Origin of the sequence: Streptomyces sp. NPDC102437 (assembly GCF_044765565.1) — a bacterium.
Lineage (GTDB): Bacteria > Actinomycetota > Actinomycetes > Streptomycetales > Streptomycetaceae > Streptomyces.
Genome location: NZ_JBIWKI010000020.1, coordinates 60,318 through 77,531, shown reverse-complemented (window position 1 = coordinate 77,531; position 17,214 = coordinate 60,318). Strand labels below are relative to the sequence as shown.

The window sequence follows — 17,214 nt, the reverse complement described above, 5'->3', positions numbered from 1 at the left end:
GTTGGCCGGAAGTCGTTCGTTGCCGGAAAGGTCATGTTCGTTAAGCGGACGTTTCGCCGATCATCACCGCGATGCCGTCCAGCGTCCTCCGCAGCCCGAATTCGAAGAGAACTCCGAGGTCGAGTTCGAACTCCTCGTGTTCGAACAACGAGTTGAGAAACGGGTAGTCGCCACTGGCCGAGATGGCGTTGAAATGTGGCTCATTCCTTTCCATCCACTCCTCCACGGAGAGCCCGGTGTCCTGAAGGGCCTGCGATTCCAGCTCGCCGGCCATCGCCAGCCCCTGCACATGGGCGAAGAGCGTGAGGTGGATGTGCAGCTTCGTGTACGGCGGAAGTCCGGTGCCGGCGAGGGCGCGCAGCACCCACTCCGTGTACCGCATCATGTGCGGGGAAGCCGTCGGCCGGGTGAAGGAGGCCACGGCCTGGGCCAGCCACGGATGGCGCCCGTACACCGACCGGAGCCACCGGGCGGCGAGTTCCAGCCCGGGGCGCCAGCCGTGGGGCACCACGCCCAGCGGGCGTTCCCCGAACGCCTCGTCCGACATCAGCCGGACCAGCTCCGCCTTGCCCGGCACATGCCGGTACAGCGCCATGGTGGAGGTGGACAGGATGGTCGCGACCCGGCGCATCGACACCGCGGGCAGCCCTTCGGCGTCGGCCAGTTCGATGGCGGTACGCACGATGCGTCCACGGCTCAGGGCGGGCCCGTCGCCCGCGTCGCCGGGACCCGGCACGGGCCGCTCGGCGACGACCGTGCCGACCCCCGGCACCGCCCGCACCAGACCCTCGCCGCGCAGCACCGACAGCGCCTTGGTGGCGGTCGCCATGGCGACCCCCCACTCCCGCACGATCGCGCGCGTGGAGGGCAGCCGGTCGCCCGGGGCGAGCTCACCGGAGGCGATCCGGTGGCGCAGTCCACCGGCGATCCTGAGGTAGGGCGGTTCGGTCGGCACGGGTGCACTGTACTAGTGCACCCGGAACGGCGTACGCCCGTTCAACCCAGGTAACCGGGCGGGGATTTCGGGGCCGCTCGTCAGGTGCACTACGGCAGTGTTTGCGGTGTACGCGGAGCAACTGCTCTGCTCCCGCCATGACTTCAGGACCGAACACCCCGACCCCGGCTCCGACCGCCCCGGCCTCCGCCGCGCCGGAGCCCGCCGCCCCGCGTGCCGCACGCCGCGAATGGACCGCGCTCGGCGTGCTGATGCTGCCGCTGCTCTTCGTCTCGATGGACGTCTCCATCCTGTTCTACGCCCTGCCGGCCATCGGCGCGGACCTCGAACCCGGCTCCACCCAGCAGCTGTGGATCCTGGACATGTACGGCTTCGTCCTCGCCGGACTCCTCATCACCATGGGGGCGCTCGGCGACCGCGTCGGCCGCCGCAAGGTGCTGATCGCCGGCACGGTCCTCTTCGCGGCGGCCTCGCTCGCCGCCGCCTACGCGCAGACCCCCGGGGCGCTGATCGCGGCCCGTGCCCTCCTCGGCGTGGGCGGCGCCTGCCTGATGCCGTCCACCCTCGCGCTCGTACGCAACCTCTTCCACGACCCGGGGCAGCGGGCACGGGCGGTCGCCGTCTGGACGACCGTGCTGGCCACCGGCATCTCCATCGGCCCGGTCCTCAGCGGGGCCCTGCTCGAACACTTCTGGTGGGGCTCCGTGTTCCTCGTCAACCTGCCCGCGATGGCGCTGCTGCTCGTCCTCGCACCGCTGCTGCTGCCGGAGTCCAAGTCGCCCGCCCGGGGCCGGTTCGACATCCTGAGCGCGGTGCTCTCGCTCGCCACGCTGCTGCCGCTGATCCACGGCATCAAGGAGCTCGCCAAGCACGGCTACCAGCCGCTGCCTGCCCTGGGTATCGGCGTGGGCCTCGCCCTGGGCTTCGTCTTCCTGGTCCGGCAGGCCCGGCTCGCCCACCCGATGGTCGACCTCGCCCTTCTGCGCCGGCGCGCGTTCGGCGGGTCGGCCGCCGTCAACCTGCTGGCCATGGCGGCCACGGTCGGATTCGCCCCGTTCTTCTCCCAGTACATGCAGTCCGTCCTGGGCAAGAGCCCCTTCGCGGCGGCGATGTGGAGCCTGGTGCCCTCGCTCGGCGTCCTGGTCGCCGCTCCGTTGGGCGGTTCGCTCGCCCGCCGGTTCGACCGCGGTCACGTGATGGCCGGCGGGTTCCTCGTGTCCGCCGCGGGCTTCCTCTGGCTCACCCGGACCGGCGTGGACTCACCGCTCTGGACGACGCTCGCCGGGTCCGCCGTGTACGCGGGAGGGCTGGTCTCCGCGATGACCCTCGCCAACGAACTCGCCCTGGGCGCCGCACCGCCCGAGCGCGCGGGCTCCGCCGCCGCCGTCGTCGAATCGGGGCAGGAGCTCGGCGGGGCCCTGGGGATGGCGCTGCTCGGCTCGGTCGGCGCCGCCGTCTACGGCCGGGACATGAGCGGTACGGTGCCGGCCGCCGTACCCGATGCCGCGCGGGAGACCCTGGGCGGCGCGGTCGCGGTGGCCCGGCAGCTGCCGGGCCGACTGGGGGAGACGGTGCTCGCCTCGGCGTCCAGGGCCTTCACCCACAGCCTGGACATGGCCGCGGCCGGTGCCGCCGCCACGATGATCGGCGCCGCCGTGCTCTCCTTCGTCCTGCTCCGAGGCGTCCGTACGCCGCGGTGAGGCCCCGGCCACCGGGCCTCAGCCGGTGGTGAGCACCATCCGGAAGCGGGCCGCGCCGGACATCATCTTCTGGTACGCGGCCTCCGCGCCGTCCAGCGGCACGGTCTCGGTCATCGGGCGGATCCCGTGCAGGGTGCTGAACGCCAGGGTGTCCTGCACGTCCTGCGCGGTGCCGGACGGGTGGCCCCGGACGACCTTGCCCGACATCAGCAACTGGTTCGGGCTGATCCCCAGCGGCTCCGGGTCGGCCCCGATGACCACCAGCTCGCCGCGCGGCGCGAGTCCTTCCACGGTCGCTGTGATGGCGGCGGAGTTGGCGGCGGTGGCCAGCACGACCCGGGCGCCGCCCAGGGCCTGCAGCGCGTCCGCCACGCCGGTGCCCGCGGTGCTGTCGACGTAGTGATGGGCGCCGAGCTCCTTCGCGAAGTCGGCCTTGGCGGCGCCCCGGGCGATCGCCACCGTCTCGAACCCCATCGCCGCCGCGTACTGCACCCCCAGGTGTCCGAGGCCGCCGATACCGAGCACGGCGACCAGGTCCCCGGGCCGGGCGGCGCTGCGCCGCAGCCCGTTGAACGTGGTCACACCCGCACAGGCCATCGGCGCCGCGTCGACGGCGGACAGCGCGTCGGGGATCCGGGCCAGGGCGTCCGCCGGGACGACCACGCTCTCGGCGTAGCCACCGTCGTACGCCCAACCGGGCACCTTCAGGTTCTCGCAGACCACGAAGTCGCCCCGCCGGCACGGTGTGCAGTGGCCGCAACTCCCGCCGAACCAGCCCACCGCCACCCGGTCGCCCACCTGCCAGGCACCCTGCGTACCCTCGCCGAACTCCGCGATCCGGCCCGCGATCTCGTGCCCGGGTACGACCGGGAACCGCACGCCCGGCAGCGCGCCGCTCACGAACAGCGCATCGCTGTGGCAGACCCCGCAGGCGTCCACGGCCACCCGGACCTGCCCCGGGCCGGGCCGCGGCACCGCGCGCTCGACGATCTCGAAGGGGCCGCCCGCGGCGGCCTGCGCGGCTCGGTAGGTGCTGGAGACACTCATCTGGATCTCTCCGGGTCACGGACGGACGGCCCCCGGAACCAGCAGACCAGCTCCGGCCGGCTCGCGCGCGCCGGGTGGGGCGGACGGGGGGCGGTCCCCTCTCCGGCCGCGCCCGCCGGTTCAGGAGGAGGGCGGCCGTTCGCCGTGCCAGGAGTGCCAGAGCGCGGCGTAGGCGCCGCCGGCCGCCACGAGCTCGTCGTGGGCGCCCAGTTCGGTGATCCGGCCGTCCTCCATCACCGCCACCCGGTCGGCGTCGTGAGCCGTCTGCAGGCGGTGTGCGACGGTGACGACGGTCCGGCCGTCCAGCACGGCAGCCAGCGCCCGCTCCGTGTGCCGGGCCGTCCTCGGGTCCAGGAGCGCGGTGGCCTCGTCGAGGATCAGCGTGTGCGGATCGGCCAGCACCGCGCGCGCCAGGGCGAGCTGCTGCGCCCGTGCGCCGTCCGGCCGGTGCGCCCCCTGTCTCCTGCCGCGGCGATCGTCCTGTCGGGCCTTGGTGCTCCCGCTTCACGCGAGGGCGGCCCGTGACGGGCTCTCGGCCGGGGACGTGACGACGTGGTGCACGACTGGCCGTGTGGAGTAGCTTGGCGTGCATGGGCGAGTTGGAATCCGATCCGGAAGCCGGAGCCGTCCGCTTCAGCGGCGAGGGCATCCTGGAGGTGTTCGACGGTATGACGTGGGGACCGTACGAACCACCCGAGGACACCGGCCTCGGGACCATCTACAAGGGCGGGACGGGGCAGACGCCCCCTCTGCCGCGCCGGCCGTCGGACCCGGCCGAGGGATGATGCCCGTGGTGGGTGGCGCCGAGGAGACGGGTGCCACCGAGACCCAGGGCGGCTCCCTTGCGTCTTCGCTGCCCTCTCCTCTTGAGTCCGTCGCCGACATGCGGGCGACCGCGAAGTGGATCCTTGCCGCGCTCGCCGTCACCGGTGCGGCCCTTCTCGGCGGCGGTCCCCTCGCGGCTGTCGGCAAGATCCACGGTCCGGGGCAGGCCGTCACCGCGTACGCGGGCCTGCTGCTCAGCCTCGTCGGCATCGGCTGGGCCATCTGGCGGACTGCCGACGCGCTCATCCCGCCATTGACGACGCCGCGTTCCCTGGACTGCTCGCCGCTGCTGGCAGACCTGCGCGTCCGGATCGCCTGTGAACCGGAGTCCTTCTACGGCCCGTTCGGCGCGAGCGCCAACGACCTCCACAGGGCCTTGGAGTTCCATTCGACAGTGGCGCGGAACATCGAGCGTCTGCTGGAGTCCGAAGGGCCGGACGGGCCGCGCCGCGCGCTCCTTCTCGGCAAGCTGACCGAGTCCCGGATGACGGCGGCCAACGTCCACGCCCGTCTCAGATCGCTCTGGGAACTCGCGCACGCGTGGCAGGTTCGCGCACAACTGCGCAATGCGCGGCTGCACTCGCTCGCCGGTGGGGCGGTCGCCGCGCTGGGCGCCGTGGTCTTCCTCTCCGCTGCTTCGTGAGGAGCCGTCCAGCAGCGCAAGCCCACCGCGCGACCAGCCATCGTGACAGCCCGAAGAACTTCCGAGCCGACCGCTAAGGGCCGACATGGACGAAGAAGGCCCAACGGCTGGGGCGCTCCCGGTGGTCGGCCCTGTCCCGGTAGGCGCGGATCGCCTCGTGCAGGGCGATGGCCGAGCGCGCGGTGCCGCGCCCGTCGCCGAGCAGCTGTTCGTAGGTGGCGAACATGATCTCTGCGGCCGAGGCGTCGCCCACCGACCAGAGCGCGCCGATGACGTGGCGCCATCCTCCGTATTGAAGCGCCGAAACCAGGTTGATGCTCTCGTCGAGGTTGAACACGCCACCGGTCGCCGTCTTGCACGCGGACAGGAATGCCAGCTCGCCGCCCGAGGCACCTCCCGCGGTGGTCAGGTCGAGGACTCGCACAAGTCCGGCGCGCTCCCAGTCGTGAGGAACCAGGCCGCCGGAGGACGGGTCCGTCAAGTTCTGGTCACCGTGACAGGACGCATGGACCCAGGTGTGTCCCGCCATCGCGCCGAGGATGTTTGCCTTGGTGGCCTCCGTGTCGACGAGCGCGGTGACCCGCTCCCGTCCCAGGCGCTGTGTGAGATAAGCCGTTTCGGCCGCGACCGCGGGCAGTGCTGCCTGTCCGGGAGTGTTCTGCAACGCGATCAGCAGACACCGGTCCGGCTCCGGCGATGCAGAGGCCGGACGCCGACGGCTCGTGGCGAGGGCGCGGAGGGTGGGCGTGTAGGACGAGACGACGCGGTCGAGGACACTCTGCCCGCTGTGCCGGTGGCGGCCCGCCGCGTGCAGGGGCAGGAAGGTCAGGGGGCCGGTCGGACACCACCACAGCCGCGGCCAGGCCTGCCCTCCGGCGGGAGTCATGTGGCCCAGCGCGTCGAGGACGGGCTCGGCGACGGTGTCCCAGAGCCAGGTGAGCGTCTCGGTGACGGTCCGCTCCAGGGCGTGTTGCGCGCTGCCGGGATCGGCTCGGGGATGTTGGGACTGCTGCAGAACGCCCATGTAGGCGTCGGCCCGACGCCAGGCCTCGGCGCGGTCGATGCCGTCGAGGCCGCGGACCCGGATGCCGTCCTTGGTGAGCAGCAGTGCGTCGCAGCGCCACTGGCTGATGTTGACCACTGCGACGGCGCCCTCTTCGACGGAGTCCCGCAGCCGGTCGAATCCGGGAGAGCACGCGAAATCGTGGAAGCCGGGCAGCGTGCGGACCCGGTTGACCAACTCCTCCCAGCGGCGGGCGAGATGGACACGTCGGTCGGCTTCCGCCTCCGGCGCGTTCTCACCGGCCCTGGGGAACGAAGAGGTGGCTGAGACGGGATGCCCGGTGGATGCGCCGTCCAATTCCGCGCGCACGGAGTCGACTTCGGCCGCCAGCTGCGGATCGGTCGCGGCCAGCGTGTCGACCTCGGTGCGCAGATCCAGGAGCTGCGACCACAGGACGCCTCGGCCGAGGTCGAGCAGTTCGACGGCCTGCTCGGGGAGTCCCGCCGCGATTGCGCACGCCGCCGCGTCCGATGCCAGCCCGCGCCATTGCGTCAGGAGGCGCTCCTGGCTGTCGCGCCCGAGACCCCGCCAGGCGAGGAGCGGCAGCGACTCGACTGCGATGGCGTAGCCGTGCACCGCCTCGTCCCACCTGCCCAGCCCCGCCGCCAGCCGCCCCCACTCCCGGCCTGCCATCATCCGGGTGGAGGCCGGGATCGCAGCCAGGGCGCAGCAGCTTTTCCACGCCTCAAGTGCGGCGTCGGCGTCATCGGGACGTCCGAGGCGATCGTGCCGAGCACTCAGGGCGCTGCCGAGGTTCAGCAGATAGGCCGCCCGTTCCTTGCCGCCGACCCGGGTGTTCCCGGCAGCACGCGCTTCGAGATCCACCGCCTGGTCGATATCGGCCCGGTCCCCGGACAGACCGAACCTGACCAGCAACGCGTTGCCGAGACTTGAGAGGTACCGGGCGTGGTGCAAGTGGTCTTCGGGGGTCGCTTCCGCGGCGACCCGCCACGCGTCGATGGCTGAGTCCAGGTCGCGGCGGTCCTTGTTCTTCTTGAAGTTTCTCTCGAAACGCAGCAGCAGGCTGTGGCCCAGATTCGCGAGGTAGCCGATCCGGCCCGGATACGCGGCCGGCGCCCGCTCCACGGCTTCGCGTGCCACGGCGATGGCCTCGTCGAGGTCCGTGCCGTTCCCGAGCTGTTCGTAGCGCCGGGACAGCGCGAGGGCGAGATTGCCGATCCCCGACAGTGTGCTCTCCAGCGAGCCGCTGGACAGCTCCGAGGCCGAACGCAGCATCGTGATCGCCTCGTCGATGTCGGCCCGGTCCCAGTGCTGCTCGAACCGGGTGAGCAGGGAGTTTCCGAGGTTCATCGCGACACGAGTCCGGTCGGGATCGTGCTCGGGCATCAGGTCGGCGGCCTCGCGCAGTGTGCGGATGGAGGAGTCGAGATCCGAGGGGTCGCCACGGTGCTCGAACCGGCTCCTGAGCGTGATTGCCAGGTTGGAGAGGAACTGCGGGCGCAGTGGGTCGTCCAGCGGGACGAGCGCGACGGCCTCTCGCAGGGCGTCGACGGCGCCGTCCATGGCGTCGGCGACGCTCTCGACCCTCAGACGTTCCCCGAGGAGCAGACCGAGCTCGTTCAAGTAGGTCGCACGTTCGCGGCTGCCGGTCGACGCCTCGTCGGCGGCCTGTCGTAGGACAGCGGTCGCCTTCTCCCCAGCGGCGCGGTCGCCGCTGTGCTTGTAGCGCGCGAACTGGACGCTGCCGAAGTCGAGGAGAAGGTCCCGGCGCTCGGGTCCCGGGGGCAGCCCCGCGATGATCGCCTCGACTGCGGAGAGTCCGACGTCAGTGTCCTCTGCGAAGTCCTCAAGCCGAGTGCGCACGACATCCGCGAACTCGGATGCGTAGCCCGGTGCTTGTGGATCGACCATCCCGAGGAAGCCGAACGACCTCTGGAGCACTTCGTGCCACGTTCGGATCGCGTCGTCGAGATCGTCCCGGCTCCTCATGCGGTCGTATCGACTGCGCAGCGTCCTGGCAAGGTTGACCAGGCGGCCGGTCCGGTTGCGGTCACCGTCCCCGGTTGCCTTGACAGCCGCGCGGTGCGCGTCGACAGCTTCGTCCAGGTCGTCGGCGCGGCTGGTGTCGAGAAGGGCGCGTGTGTGCAACGCGTTGCCCAGGTTTGTCGCGTGGCGTGGACGGTGCGGGGAATCGCGGGGACCGGCGTCCAGTACCTCGCGCAGCACGTGGACCGCAGCGTCCGCGTCTTCGCCGTCGCGGTCCTGCTCGGCGCGCATGCGGAGCCCGATGCCGAGATTGCTCAGCGCGGACAGGCGCATCGCGTCGGCCTCGGGGGCCTCTCGCGCAATGCGGCCGAACAGTTCGATCGCGGTGTCGAGGGCGCCGTGATCGCCGGACTCCGCGGCACTGCGGAGCATCGACAGGGCCTGCGAGCCCCAGGCCCTGATGGTGCCCGCAGGTGTGGACAGCGCGGAGGGCGCCGCGGCGAACCGCTCGTTGACGCGCGGAATCAGCCAGTCGCAACGGTCGCAGAACAGGTCGAGCCTGTAGCGGAACTCGGCGCGGTCGCACGTCTGGCATTGCAGCGTGACCGTTGCGATATTCTCGCGCCGCATGCGCTCAAGGATCGTGGGCACGACGACGTTCAGCGCCGGCGCCCCGCACTGTGGACAGATGGGATGGACCGCCTCGCAACTGCCACCGCGGTGGGCGAGTGCGCACAGTCCCTCATGGAGCGGACCACAGGAATACGGATGCGGAGCATGCGGACAGTCCGGTCGTCGGCCCACCGGTTCCTCCACCGTGTCTTCCCTTCCCGCACAGGTCAGAAGATGAATCGCTTGAGCGATTGCTGGTCCGTGGGCGAGAGCACGTCGTAGGGGAGCAGTCCGGTTCTTCCCGTGCCCGACGGGAAGAAGTAGCCGAGGTGGACGGCGCGGACCTGTCCGTCCGCACAGAGCAGCCAGTGAGCGATGTCCGGGGCCCCGGGGCTTGCCCCGGCCGCCAACTGCTCCCGGATTCCCAGCTCGGCCAGCAGTTGCGTGTACTCGCCTCCGGGCATGAGCGCGCGGATGCGCCGAGGATCGGTCTCCGGGAACAGGCTCACAGTGATCTGGAGGTCGCCGAACTGGAGCGTCTCCCCGTCCCGCGCACCCGCGACGAACGACAGGGCCGAATCATCGCCCAGCCGGGAGAACGCGGGTCGCAGCGCCACGGCATTTCCGCTCCCCGTTACTCGCTCCAGGTGACGCGGGACCAGATCGCGGACCCACGCGTTGAACTCCCGTGTGAGCACCGCCGCCACCACCCGCCCCACGCCGTCCACCGTGAGACGACGCACGATCGTGCGGTCGGACGCGCCGCGCGAGAGCTTGCCCTGGCGTTCGTAGAGGTCGACCAGGAACGTGCCGTAACCCTCGACGAGGTCGCCGTCGCCGCGACACCGTTCGACGGGGTTGCCCGCCAGACAGACCCCTGTTGCCCGCCCGAACTCACCGATGATCCGGCCGACTTCATCGACATCCGGATCACGGCCATCGATGTAGATCACGAAAATCGCTTCTGCCTCGGCAGCGGGCACCGGCATGGACCACCTCGCTCTCGGCCGAAATGACACTATGTCAAATCAACGTTACCGTACGGTGTTTGCCATGTCCGGCTACGCGACTTACACGTTTCTCATCCAGGTCCGGAACGCGAGCGGTGAGTGGGGTAACCTCCTCGACCCCCACTCGGGCGCTCCGATGCAGGGCACCCTGGGCACGGTCGCCACGACGGAGGAGGGCTTCGCCGACGCGGCCAGGCGCATCCTGGAACGGTTCAGCGGAATCCGGCTCAAACGGCGTGTGGCGTTCTTCGAGGGAAATCGCCTCGACGAGAAGCTGCTGGTCGAGGAGGTGTTCAGGATCGTCATCGATGACGAGATCGCTTGAGGCCCGAGCCTGAGCTGGTGCGCCGTGCCGGGTGTGCCCAGGTCCATCCTGCTGATTCCGTAGTCGTTCTACGTCCCGGTCAGCTGTGCGGTCGCAGTTCGCCGCGTCACGACAGGCTCTCCCGCCACGCCCGGTGCAGCCCCGCGAAGCGGCCCGTGCCCGCGATGAGTTCGGCGGGGGCGCCGTCCTCCACGATGCGGCCGTGCTCCATCACCAGGACCCGGTCCGCGATCTCCACCGTGGACAGGCGGTGGGCGATCACCACCGCGGTGCGGCCGTGCAGCACCGTGTCCATGGCCCGTTGCACCGCCCGTTCGCCGGGGATGTCGAGGGAGCTGGTCGCCTCGTCGAGGATCAGCACCGCCGGGTCGGCGAGCAGGGCGCGGGCGAAGCCGACCAGCTGGCGCTGACCGGCCGAGATCCGGCCGCCCCGCTTGCGTACGTCCGTGTCGTACCCGTCGGGCAGACCGGTGATGAAATCGTGCGCGCCGATCGCCTTCGCGGCCTGCTCGATCTCCGCGCGGCTCGCGTCCGGGCTGCCGATCGCGATGTTCTCGGCGACCGTCCCGGAGAACAGGAACGCCTCCTGGGTCACCATCACCACGCCGCGCCGCAGCTCCGGCACGGCCAGGTCGCGCAGATCCGTGCCGTCGAGCAGCACCCGGCCGTCCGTCGGGTCGTAGAACCGGGCCAGCAGCTTGGCCAGCGTCGACTTGCCCGCGCCCGTCGACCCGACCACGGCGACGGTCTGCCCGGCCGGGACCGTCAGATCGAAGCGAGGCAGCACCTCGCCACCCGTGCGGTAGGCGAAGCGCACCTGGTCGAAGACGACCTCGCGGCCCGGGTGTTCGCCGGTGAGGGCCGGCAGTTCGCGCGGGTCCGACGGCTCGGGGACGGACGGGGCCTGGGCCAGCAGGCCCGCGATCTTCTCCAGGGAGGCCGCGGCCGACTGGTAGGAGTTGAGGAACATGCCGAGCCGGTCGATCGGGTCGTACAGCCGGCGCAGATAGAGCACGACCGCGGCCAGCACCCCGAGCGCCAGGGTGCCCGAGGCCACCCGGTACGCCCCCCACAGCACGATTCCGGCGATCGCCGTGTTGGCGACCAGCCGGGAGCCGACGACATAGCGGCCCATCTCCAGCATCGCGCTGCCGTTGGTCCACCGGTGCGCGTTGTTGAGGTCCTCGAAGTGACCGTCGTTGACCGGCTCGCGGCGGAATGCCTGGACGGGACGGATGCCGTTCATCGTCTCCGCGAACTTCACGATGACCGCGGCGATCGCCGAGGACCGCTCGGCGTAGAGCAGTCCGGCCCGGCGCTGGAAGCGCCGCACCAGCAGATACAGCGGGACGAAGGAGAGCACGGCCAGTGATCCCAGGCCGAAGTCCAGCCAGAGCAGCATCAGCGAGATGGAGACGAAGGACAGTACGACGGCGATCAGCTCCTGGAGCCCCTCGCTGAGCAGCTCCCGCAGCGACTCCACGTCCGTGGTGGAACGGGAGATCAGCCGGCCCGAGGTGTAGCGCTCGTGGAAGTCCACGCTCAGCGCCTGCGCATGACGGAAGATCCGCCCGCGCAGATCGAGCAGCGCGTCCTGGTTGACCAGGGAGGAGACCCGCACGAACGCGTACTGCGTGGCCCCGCCCGCCGCCGAGCACAGCGCGTAGGCGACGGCCACCGCGATCAGCGGCCCGTAGTCCGCTTCCCGGAACGCGGGCACCCCGCTGTCGATGGCGTAGGCGACGAGCAGCGGACCCGCCTGGAGCGCGGCCTGCTGGACCAGCAGCAGCAGCGCGATCAGCGCCACCCGGGCCTTCATCGGCCGCAGCAGCGACCGCAGCAGTGTCCCGGTCGCGCCGGGCGGGGTGGGCAGGTCGTCCCGGTCGAAGCGGTCACGGGACCCGGCACGGGGGCCGGTGGCGTCCGTCGTGGCCGTCGCGTCCGTTGCGTCCGCTGTGTTGTCGGCGGGGGCTGTGTCCGGCGTCGTACTGGTCATCGGGTGCCCTTCTCGGTGAGGACGTCCTCGGCGGACTGGTCGGGGAAGGCGCCATCGGCACCACCAGCGCCATCGGCACCGCCGGCGCCCTCGGTGCCCGACATCAGCCAGGCGTACTCGGCGCTGCTGCGGAGCAGTTCCTGATGGGTGCCGACGGCGGCGATCCGGCCCTCGGAGAGCAGTGCGACCCGGTCCGCGAGCATCACCGTGGACGGCCGGTGCGCGACCACGATCGCCGTCGTCTCCGCCAGGACCTCCCGCAGCGCGGCCTCCACCAGCGCCTCCGTGTGCACGTCCAGCGCGGAGAGCGGGTCGTCCAGGACCAGGAAGCGCGGCCGGCCGACCACCGCGCGGGCCAGCGCGAGCCGTTGCCGCTGGCCGCCGGAGAGGCTGAGGCCCTGCTCGCCGACCTGGGTGTCGACGCCCTCGGGCAGCTCGTGCGCGAAGCCGGCCTGGGCGATGGCCAGTGCCCTGCGCAACTCGTCGTCCCCGGCGCCCTCGGCACCCATCAGCACGTTCTCCCCGATGCTCGCCGAGAAGAGCGTCGGCTCCTCGAACGCCACCGACACCAGCTCGCGCAGGCGCTCCCGGGACATGGTGGCGATGTCCGTGCCGTCCAGTGTGATCCGCCCCGCGGTGGCCTCGTGCAGCCGCGGCACCAGGGCGGTGAGCGTCGTCTTGCCGGAGCCCGTGGCCCCGACCAGGGCCATTGTCTCGCCGGGCCGGATCCGTAGATCGATCCGGGACAGCACGGGCACGGAACCGGGCTCCGCGTCGGGGTAGCGGAACTCCACGCCCTCGAAGACCATTTCGCCCCGGGATGATTCGCGGCCCTGAATCCGCCCGTCCACGCCGGCCTGTTCGTCCGCGTCGGCCCGCCCGGCCACGTCCGGCGCGTCCGCCTCCTCGGCCACGTCCATCGCCTCGAAGAACCGCTCGGTCGCCGTCGCCGACTCCTGACTCATCGCCAGCAGGAAGCCGATCGACTCCACCGGCCAGCGCAGCGCGAGCGCCGTGGAGAGGAAGGCGACCAGGGTGCCCGCCGAGAGGTTCCCGTCCGCGACCTGGACCGTGCCGAGTACCAGCGCCGCACCGATGGACAGCTCCGGGAGCAGGGTGTTGGCGGACCAGATGCCCGCCAGCAGACGGGCCTTGCCCAGCTCCGTGGTGCGCAGCCGCTCCGAGAGGGAACGGAAGACGAGGGCCTGGCTGCGGTGCCGGCCGAAGCCCTTGATGATACGGATGCCGAGCACGCTCTCCTCGACGACCGTCGTCAGATCGCCGACCTGGTCCTGGGCCCGGCGCGCCACCAGTGAGAACTTCGTCTCGAAGAGCAGGCAGATGACCATCAGGGGCACCGCCGGAGCGAGCAGCACCAGCCCCAGTGTCCAGTGCTGCATCAGCAGAATGACGATGCCGATCAGGATCGTCGCACCGTTGACCAGCAGGAAGGTCAGCGGGAAGGCCAGGAACTGACGCAGCAGCATCAGGTCCGTGGTCGCGCGCGAGAGCAACTGCCCCGACGGCCAGCGGTCGTGGAACGCCACCGGCAGCCGTTGCAGATGCCGGTACAGATCGGCCCGCATCGCCGCCTCGACCCCGGCCAGCGGTCGTGCAACCATCCATCGCCGCACCCCGAACAGTGCGGCCTCGGCGATGCCCAGCAGCAGCAGGTACAGCGCGCCGAGCCAGACCCCGCCGGGGTCGCGGTCCGCCACCGGGCCGTCGACCATCCACTTCAGGACGAGGGGGATCACCAGGCCGACGCTGGACGCGACGATCGCGACCAGGGCGGCGCCGAACAGCCGCTTGCGTACCGGCTTCACATAGGGCCACAACCGCAACAGGGACTGAACGGTGGACCGGTCCTTGGGCTCTGCATGTTCCTCGGGCATCACAGTCGAGATTACGTTTCACCCCTGACATCGCTCATGTGGTTTTCCGGCCGACGTACGTCCCATGGGCTGCGGGAGCGCAGGTCGTAGTCCGTATCAACCGATCGGCTGATGCCTCTTCGAGCGCGATGGACGATGGTGCGCCGGGCCCCCGCGCCCGATGCTCGTGTCCATGGCAATCATCGAAGTGAACGGGGTGCGGAAGGCGTACGCCGGGCGCACCGTGGTCGACTCAGTGAGCTTCGCCGTCGAGGAGGGGGAGATCTTCGGGATCCTCGGCCCCAACGGCGCGGGCAAGACCACCACCGTCGAGTGCGTCGAGGGGCTGCGGGTCCCCGACGGCGGCACGATCCGCGTCGCCGGACTCGACCCCGTCGCCGACCACGACCGGCTCACCGGCCTGCTCGGCGCCCAGCTCCAGGAGAGCGAGCTCCAGCCCAAACTCACCGTGGCCGAGGCGCTGGAGCTGTACAGCGCCTTCTACCCGGACCCCGTCGACTGGCGGGAGCTCGCCGAACGGCTGGGCCTGCACACCGTGGACGGCACCCGCTTCGCCAAGCTGTCCGGCGGTCAGAAGCAGCGGCTGTCCATCGCGCTCGCCCTGGTCGGCAACCCGCGCGTGGTGGTGCTCGACGAGCTGACCACCGGCCTGGACCCACGGGCCCGCCGGGACACCTGGAAGCTCATCGAGGACGTACGCGACAGCGGCGTCACCGTCCTGCTGGTCACCCACTTCATGGAGGAGGCCAGGCAGCTCTGCGACCGGATCGCCGTCATCGACAAGGGGAAGGTCGTCGCCCTCGACACCCCCTCCGGCCTGATCGGCAGCTCCGCCGGCTCCACGGTCATCTCCTTCACCCCGTCCCGGCCGCTCACCGACACGGAGCTGGAGCAATTGCCCGGCGCGGTCTCCGTGGAGCGTGAGGACGACCGGGTCGTCATCAGCGGCACCGACGAGACGGTCAACGCCGTGATCTCCCTGCTGGCCCGGCACAGCATCACCGCACACCGGCTCCGCGTCTCGGAGGCGACGCTCGACGACGCCTTCCTCGACCTCACAGAACAGGCGGCCTGAGATGACCACGCCGAACTCGGCCACGGCCACGGCCACCACGACATCCGCCCCCGCCTCCGCATCCGCGCGCAAGGCGGTGCTCAGGTCCGAGACCCGGCTCTTCCTCCGCGAACCCGCCGCCCTGTTCTGGATCCTCGTCTTCCCGACCGCGCTCATGACGGTCCTCGGCCTGATCCCCTCCTTCCGGGCCCACGACGACGCGCTCGGAGGCCGGCGCGTCATCGATCTGTACGTACCGGTGGCGGTACTGCTCGCCATGATCATGTCCGGGCTGCAGGCCATGCCGCCCGTCCTCACCGGCTATCGCGAACGCGGCATCCTGCGCCGGATGTCCACCACTCCGGTACGCCCCTCCGCGCTGCTCACCGCGCAGATCGCCCTGCACGGCGCCGCCGCCCTCGGCTCCGCCGCACTGGCGATGGCCGTCGGCCGGGTCGCCTTCGGCGTCGCGCTGCCCGGACAGCCCGTCGGCTACGTCCTGGCGCTGCTGCTGTCGACGGCGAGCGTGCTGACCCTCGGCGCACTGCTCTGCGCCCTCTCCCGCACGCTCAAGGCGTCCGCCGGCATCGGTGCCGCGGTGAACGTCCTGATGATGTTCACCGCCGGTGTCTGGATCCCGGTGCAGAGCATGCCGGACACCCTCCGGAACATCGTCCGGTTCACCCCGTTCGGAGCGGCGTCCGAGGCGCTGGACCGGGCGGTGTCCGGCAGCTGGCCCGGTCTGACCCAGCTCGGTGTGATGGTGCTGTGGACCGCGCTGGTGACCTTCCTCGCGACCCGTCTGTTCCGGTGGGAGTGACCGTCGCGCCGGATACGGGGAGACTGCACCCATGAAGGCGTGGGACACGGCGACGGCGCACCAAAACGATGTGACCAGTGCCGAGCTGGGGTGGGAGCGGTTCTTCAGGTACGGGCCCTACGGGTTCCTCGGCCTGAGCACCGTTGTCGCGGCCGTGAGCGCCCCGTTCATCATGGACCGCGCGGACGTGTACACCACGGCGGCGCTGGTGCCGGCGGCCCTGGTCCTCCAGCTCTGGTGGGGGCGGGTCGGGCCGACCAGGCCGCCCAGGTCGCGGGCGGCTCAGTGCTACTTCGTCGCCCGCACCGCGCTCGCCTTCGCACTGACCTGGTGCAACCCCTTCTACTCGGTGTTCGCGATCCTCGGATACTTCGACACCGGCCGGCTGCTCCCGCGCCGGGCCGTCCGCCCCGCGCTGCTGGTCACCGCCGCCATCATGGCGGGCGCGCAGTGCGGCAGCGGCCTGCCGCCGGCCTCCCTGATGAACTGGTTCGCCTTCGCCGCCCTGTTCGGCCTGCACGGCACCCTCACCATGGTCTTCGCCAGGATCGGCGACCGAGAGGCCGACCACGCCCGCACCCAGGTCGACACCATCACCGAACTGGAGTCGGCCAACGCCCGGCTCGAACAGGCCATGGCGGAGAACGCCGGGCTGCACGCCCAGCTCCTGGTCCAGGCCCGCGAGGCGGGCGTCGCCGACGAGCGCCGCCGGCTCGCCGCCGAGATCCACGACACCCTGGCCCAGGGCCTGACCGGCATCATCGCCCAGCTCCAGGTGGTGACCTCGATCGGCGACGCCGACCCGGCGCAGGCCCGGGTGCACGTGGACCGCGCCGCCGCCCTCGCCCGGCACAGCCTCGGCGAGGCCCGCCGCTCGGTCCACGACCTGGTCCCCGCCGCGCTGGAACACGACGACCTGCCGGGCGCGCTGAAGCGCACGGTCACCGAGTGGTCCGAACGCCACGGGGTCCGGGCCGATTTCACCGTCACCGGCACCGTCGAGCCGGTCCACGACGAGATAGCCGCCACCCTCCTGCGGATCGCCGGGGAGGCCCTCGCCAATGTCGGCCGCCACGCCGGGGCCTCCCGGGCCGGAGTCACGCTGTCGTTCATGGGGGACGAACTCACCCTGGACGTACGGGACGACGGCTGCGGCTTCGACCCGGCCGCCCTGCCGCCGGCCTGCGGTGCGGGCGGCTTCGGGCTCGGCGGCATGCGGGCCCGAGCCGAACGCATCGCGGGCACGGTCGAGGTGGAGACGGAGCCGGGCCGGGGCACGGCCGTCAGTGCCCGGGTGCCCCTGGTCCGGCACAGCCGATGAC

13 protein-coding genes and 1 pseudogene are annotated in these 17,214 nt (G+C 71.3%); 7 read left to right on the top strand and 7 right to left on the bottom strand.

Features of this window, described 5'->3' with window-relative positions; all coding sequences use genetic code 11:
* Window positions 1-40: 40 nt before the first annotated feature.
* Window positions 41-955, bottom strand: coding sequence for a TetR/AcrR family transcriptional regulator C-terminal domain-containing protein (locus ACIRJP_RS24910; RefSeq protein ID WP_404178099.1), 915 nt, complete (start codon window positions 953-955; stop codon window positions 41-43).
* Between the two features lie 137 nt (window positions 956-1,092).
* On the opposite strand from ACIRJP_RS24910, the gene ACIRJP_RS24905 reads away from it, so the two are divergent.
* On the top strand, window positions 1,093-2,655 hold the full coding sequence (locus tag ACIRJP_RS24905; protein WP_404178096.1) for an MFS transporter: 1,563 nt from the start codon (window positions 1,093-1,095) through the stop codon (window positions 2,653-2,655).
* A gap of 18 nt (window positions 2,656-2,673) precedes the next feature.
* Here ACIRJP_RS24905 and ACIRJP_RS24900 read toward each other — a convergent pair whose 3' ends face one another.
* Window positions 2,674-3,702 (bottom strand): alcohol dehydrogenase, encoded by a 1,029-nt coding sequence (locus ACIRJP_RS24900; RefSeq protein ID WP_404178093.1) that lies wholly within the window; start codon window positions 3,700-3,702, stop codon window positions 2,674-2,676.
* Window positions 3,703-3,822: 120 nt separating this feature from the next.
* Window positions 3,823-4,152, bottom strand: a pseudogene (locus tag ACIRJP_RS24895) (ABC transporter ATP-binding protein); the annotation flags it as partial.
* A 140-nt stretch (window positions 4,153-4,292) separates the two neighbouring features.
* Between ACIRJP_RS24895 and ACIRJP_RS24890 the strand changes: the two are divergent.
* On the top strand, window positions 4,293-4,487 hold the full coding sequence (locus tag ACIRJP_RS24890; protein ID WP_404178090.1) for a hypothetical protein: 195 nt from the start codon (window positions 4,293-4,295) through the stop codon (window positions 4,485-4,487).
* 5 nt (window positions 4,488-4,492) lie between these two features.
* Window positions 4,493-5,170, top strand: a complete 678-nt coding sequence (locus ACIRJP_RS24885) for a hypothetical protein (protein WP_404178087.1) — start codon at window positions 4,493-4,495, stop codon at window positions 5,168-5,170.
* 73 nt (window positions 5,171-5,243) lie between these two features.
* Here the strand turns inward: ACIRJP_RS24885 and ACIRJP_RS24880 are convergent, their stop codons facing one another.
* Complete coding sequence (locus ACIRJP_RS24880; RefSeq protein WP_404178084.1) at window positions 5,244-8,810, bottom strand: CHAT domain-containing protein; 3,567 nt, start codon at window positions 8,808-8,810, stop codon at window positions 5,244-5,246.
* Between the two features lie 209 nt (window positions 8,811-9,019).
* Window positions 9,020-9,745, bottom strand: a complete 726-nt coding sequence (locus tag ACIRJP_RS24875; protein WP_404178081.1) for a hypothetical protein — start codon at window positions 9,743-9,745, stop codon at window positions 9,020-9,022.
* 100 nt (window positions 9,746-9,845) lie between these two features.
* On the opposite strand from ACIRJP_RS24875, the gene ACIRJP_RS24870 reads away from it, so the two are divergent.
* Complete coding sequence (locus ACIRJP_RS24870; RefSeq protein WP_404178078.1) at window positions 9,846-10,127, top strand: hypothetical protein; 282 nt, start codon at window positions 9,846-9,848, stop codon at window positions 10,125-10,127.
* 106 nt (window positions 10,128-10,233) lie between these two features.
* Here the strand turns inward: ACIRJP_RS24870 and ACIRJP_RS24865 are convergent, their stop codons facing one another.
* On the bottom strand, window positions 10,234-12,123 hold the full coding sequence (locus ACIRJP_RS24865; protein ID WP_404178075.1) for an ABC transporter ATP-binding protein: 1,890 nt from the start codon (window positions 12,121-12,123) through the stop codon (window positions 10,234-10,236).
* On the bottom strand, window positions 12,120-14,018 hold the full coding sequence (locus ACIRJP_RS24860; RefSeq protein ID WP_404178072.1) for an ABC transporter ATP-binding protein: 1,899 nt from the start codon (window positions 14,016-14,018) through the stop codon (window positions 12,120-12,122). The genes ACIRJP_RS24865 and ACIRJP_RS24860 overlap by 4 nt, the downstream gene beginning before the upstream one ends.
* Window positions 14,019-14,190: 172 nt before the next feature.
* Between ACIRJP_RS24860 and ACIRJP_RS24855 the strand changes: the two genes are divergently transcribed.
* Genes ACIRJP_RS24855 through ACIRJP_RS24845 form a run of 3 tightly spaced genes read left to right on the top strand, consistent with a single transcriptional unit; the run spans window position 14,191 to window position 17,213 of the window.
* Window positions 14,191-15,093: an ABC transporter ATP-binding protein gene (locus ACIRJP_RS24855; protein ID WP_404178069.1), complete on the top strand. Its 903-nt coding sequence runs from the start codon at window positions 14,191-14,193 to the stop codon at window positions 15,091-15,093.
* Between the two features lies 1 nt (window position 15,094).
* Window positions 15,095-15,892, top strand: coding sequence for an ABC transporter permease (locus ACIRJP_RS24850; protein WP_404178066.1), 798 nt, complete (start codon window positions 15,095-15,097; stop codon window positions 15,890-15,892).
* A 31-nt stretch (window positions 15,893-15,923) separates the two neighbouring features.
* Complete coding sequence (locus ACIRJP_RS24845) at window positions 15,924-17,213, top strand: sensor histidine kinase (protein ID WP_404178063.1); 1,290 nt, start codon at window positions 15,924-15,926, stop codon at window positions 17,211-17,213.
* Window position 17,214 lies beyond the last annotated feature (1 nt).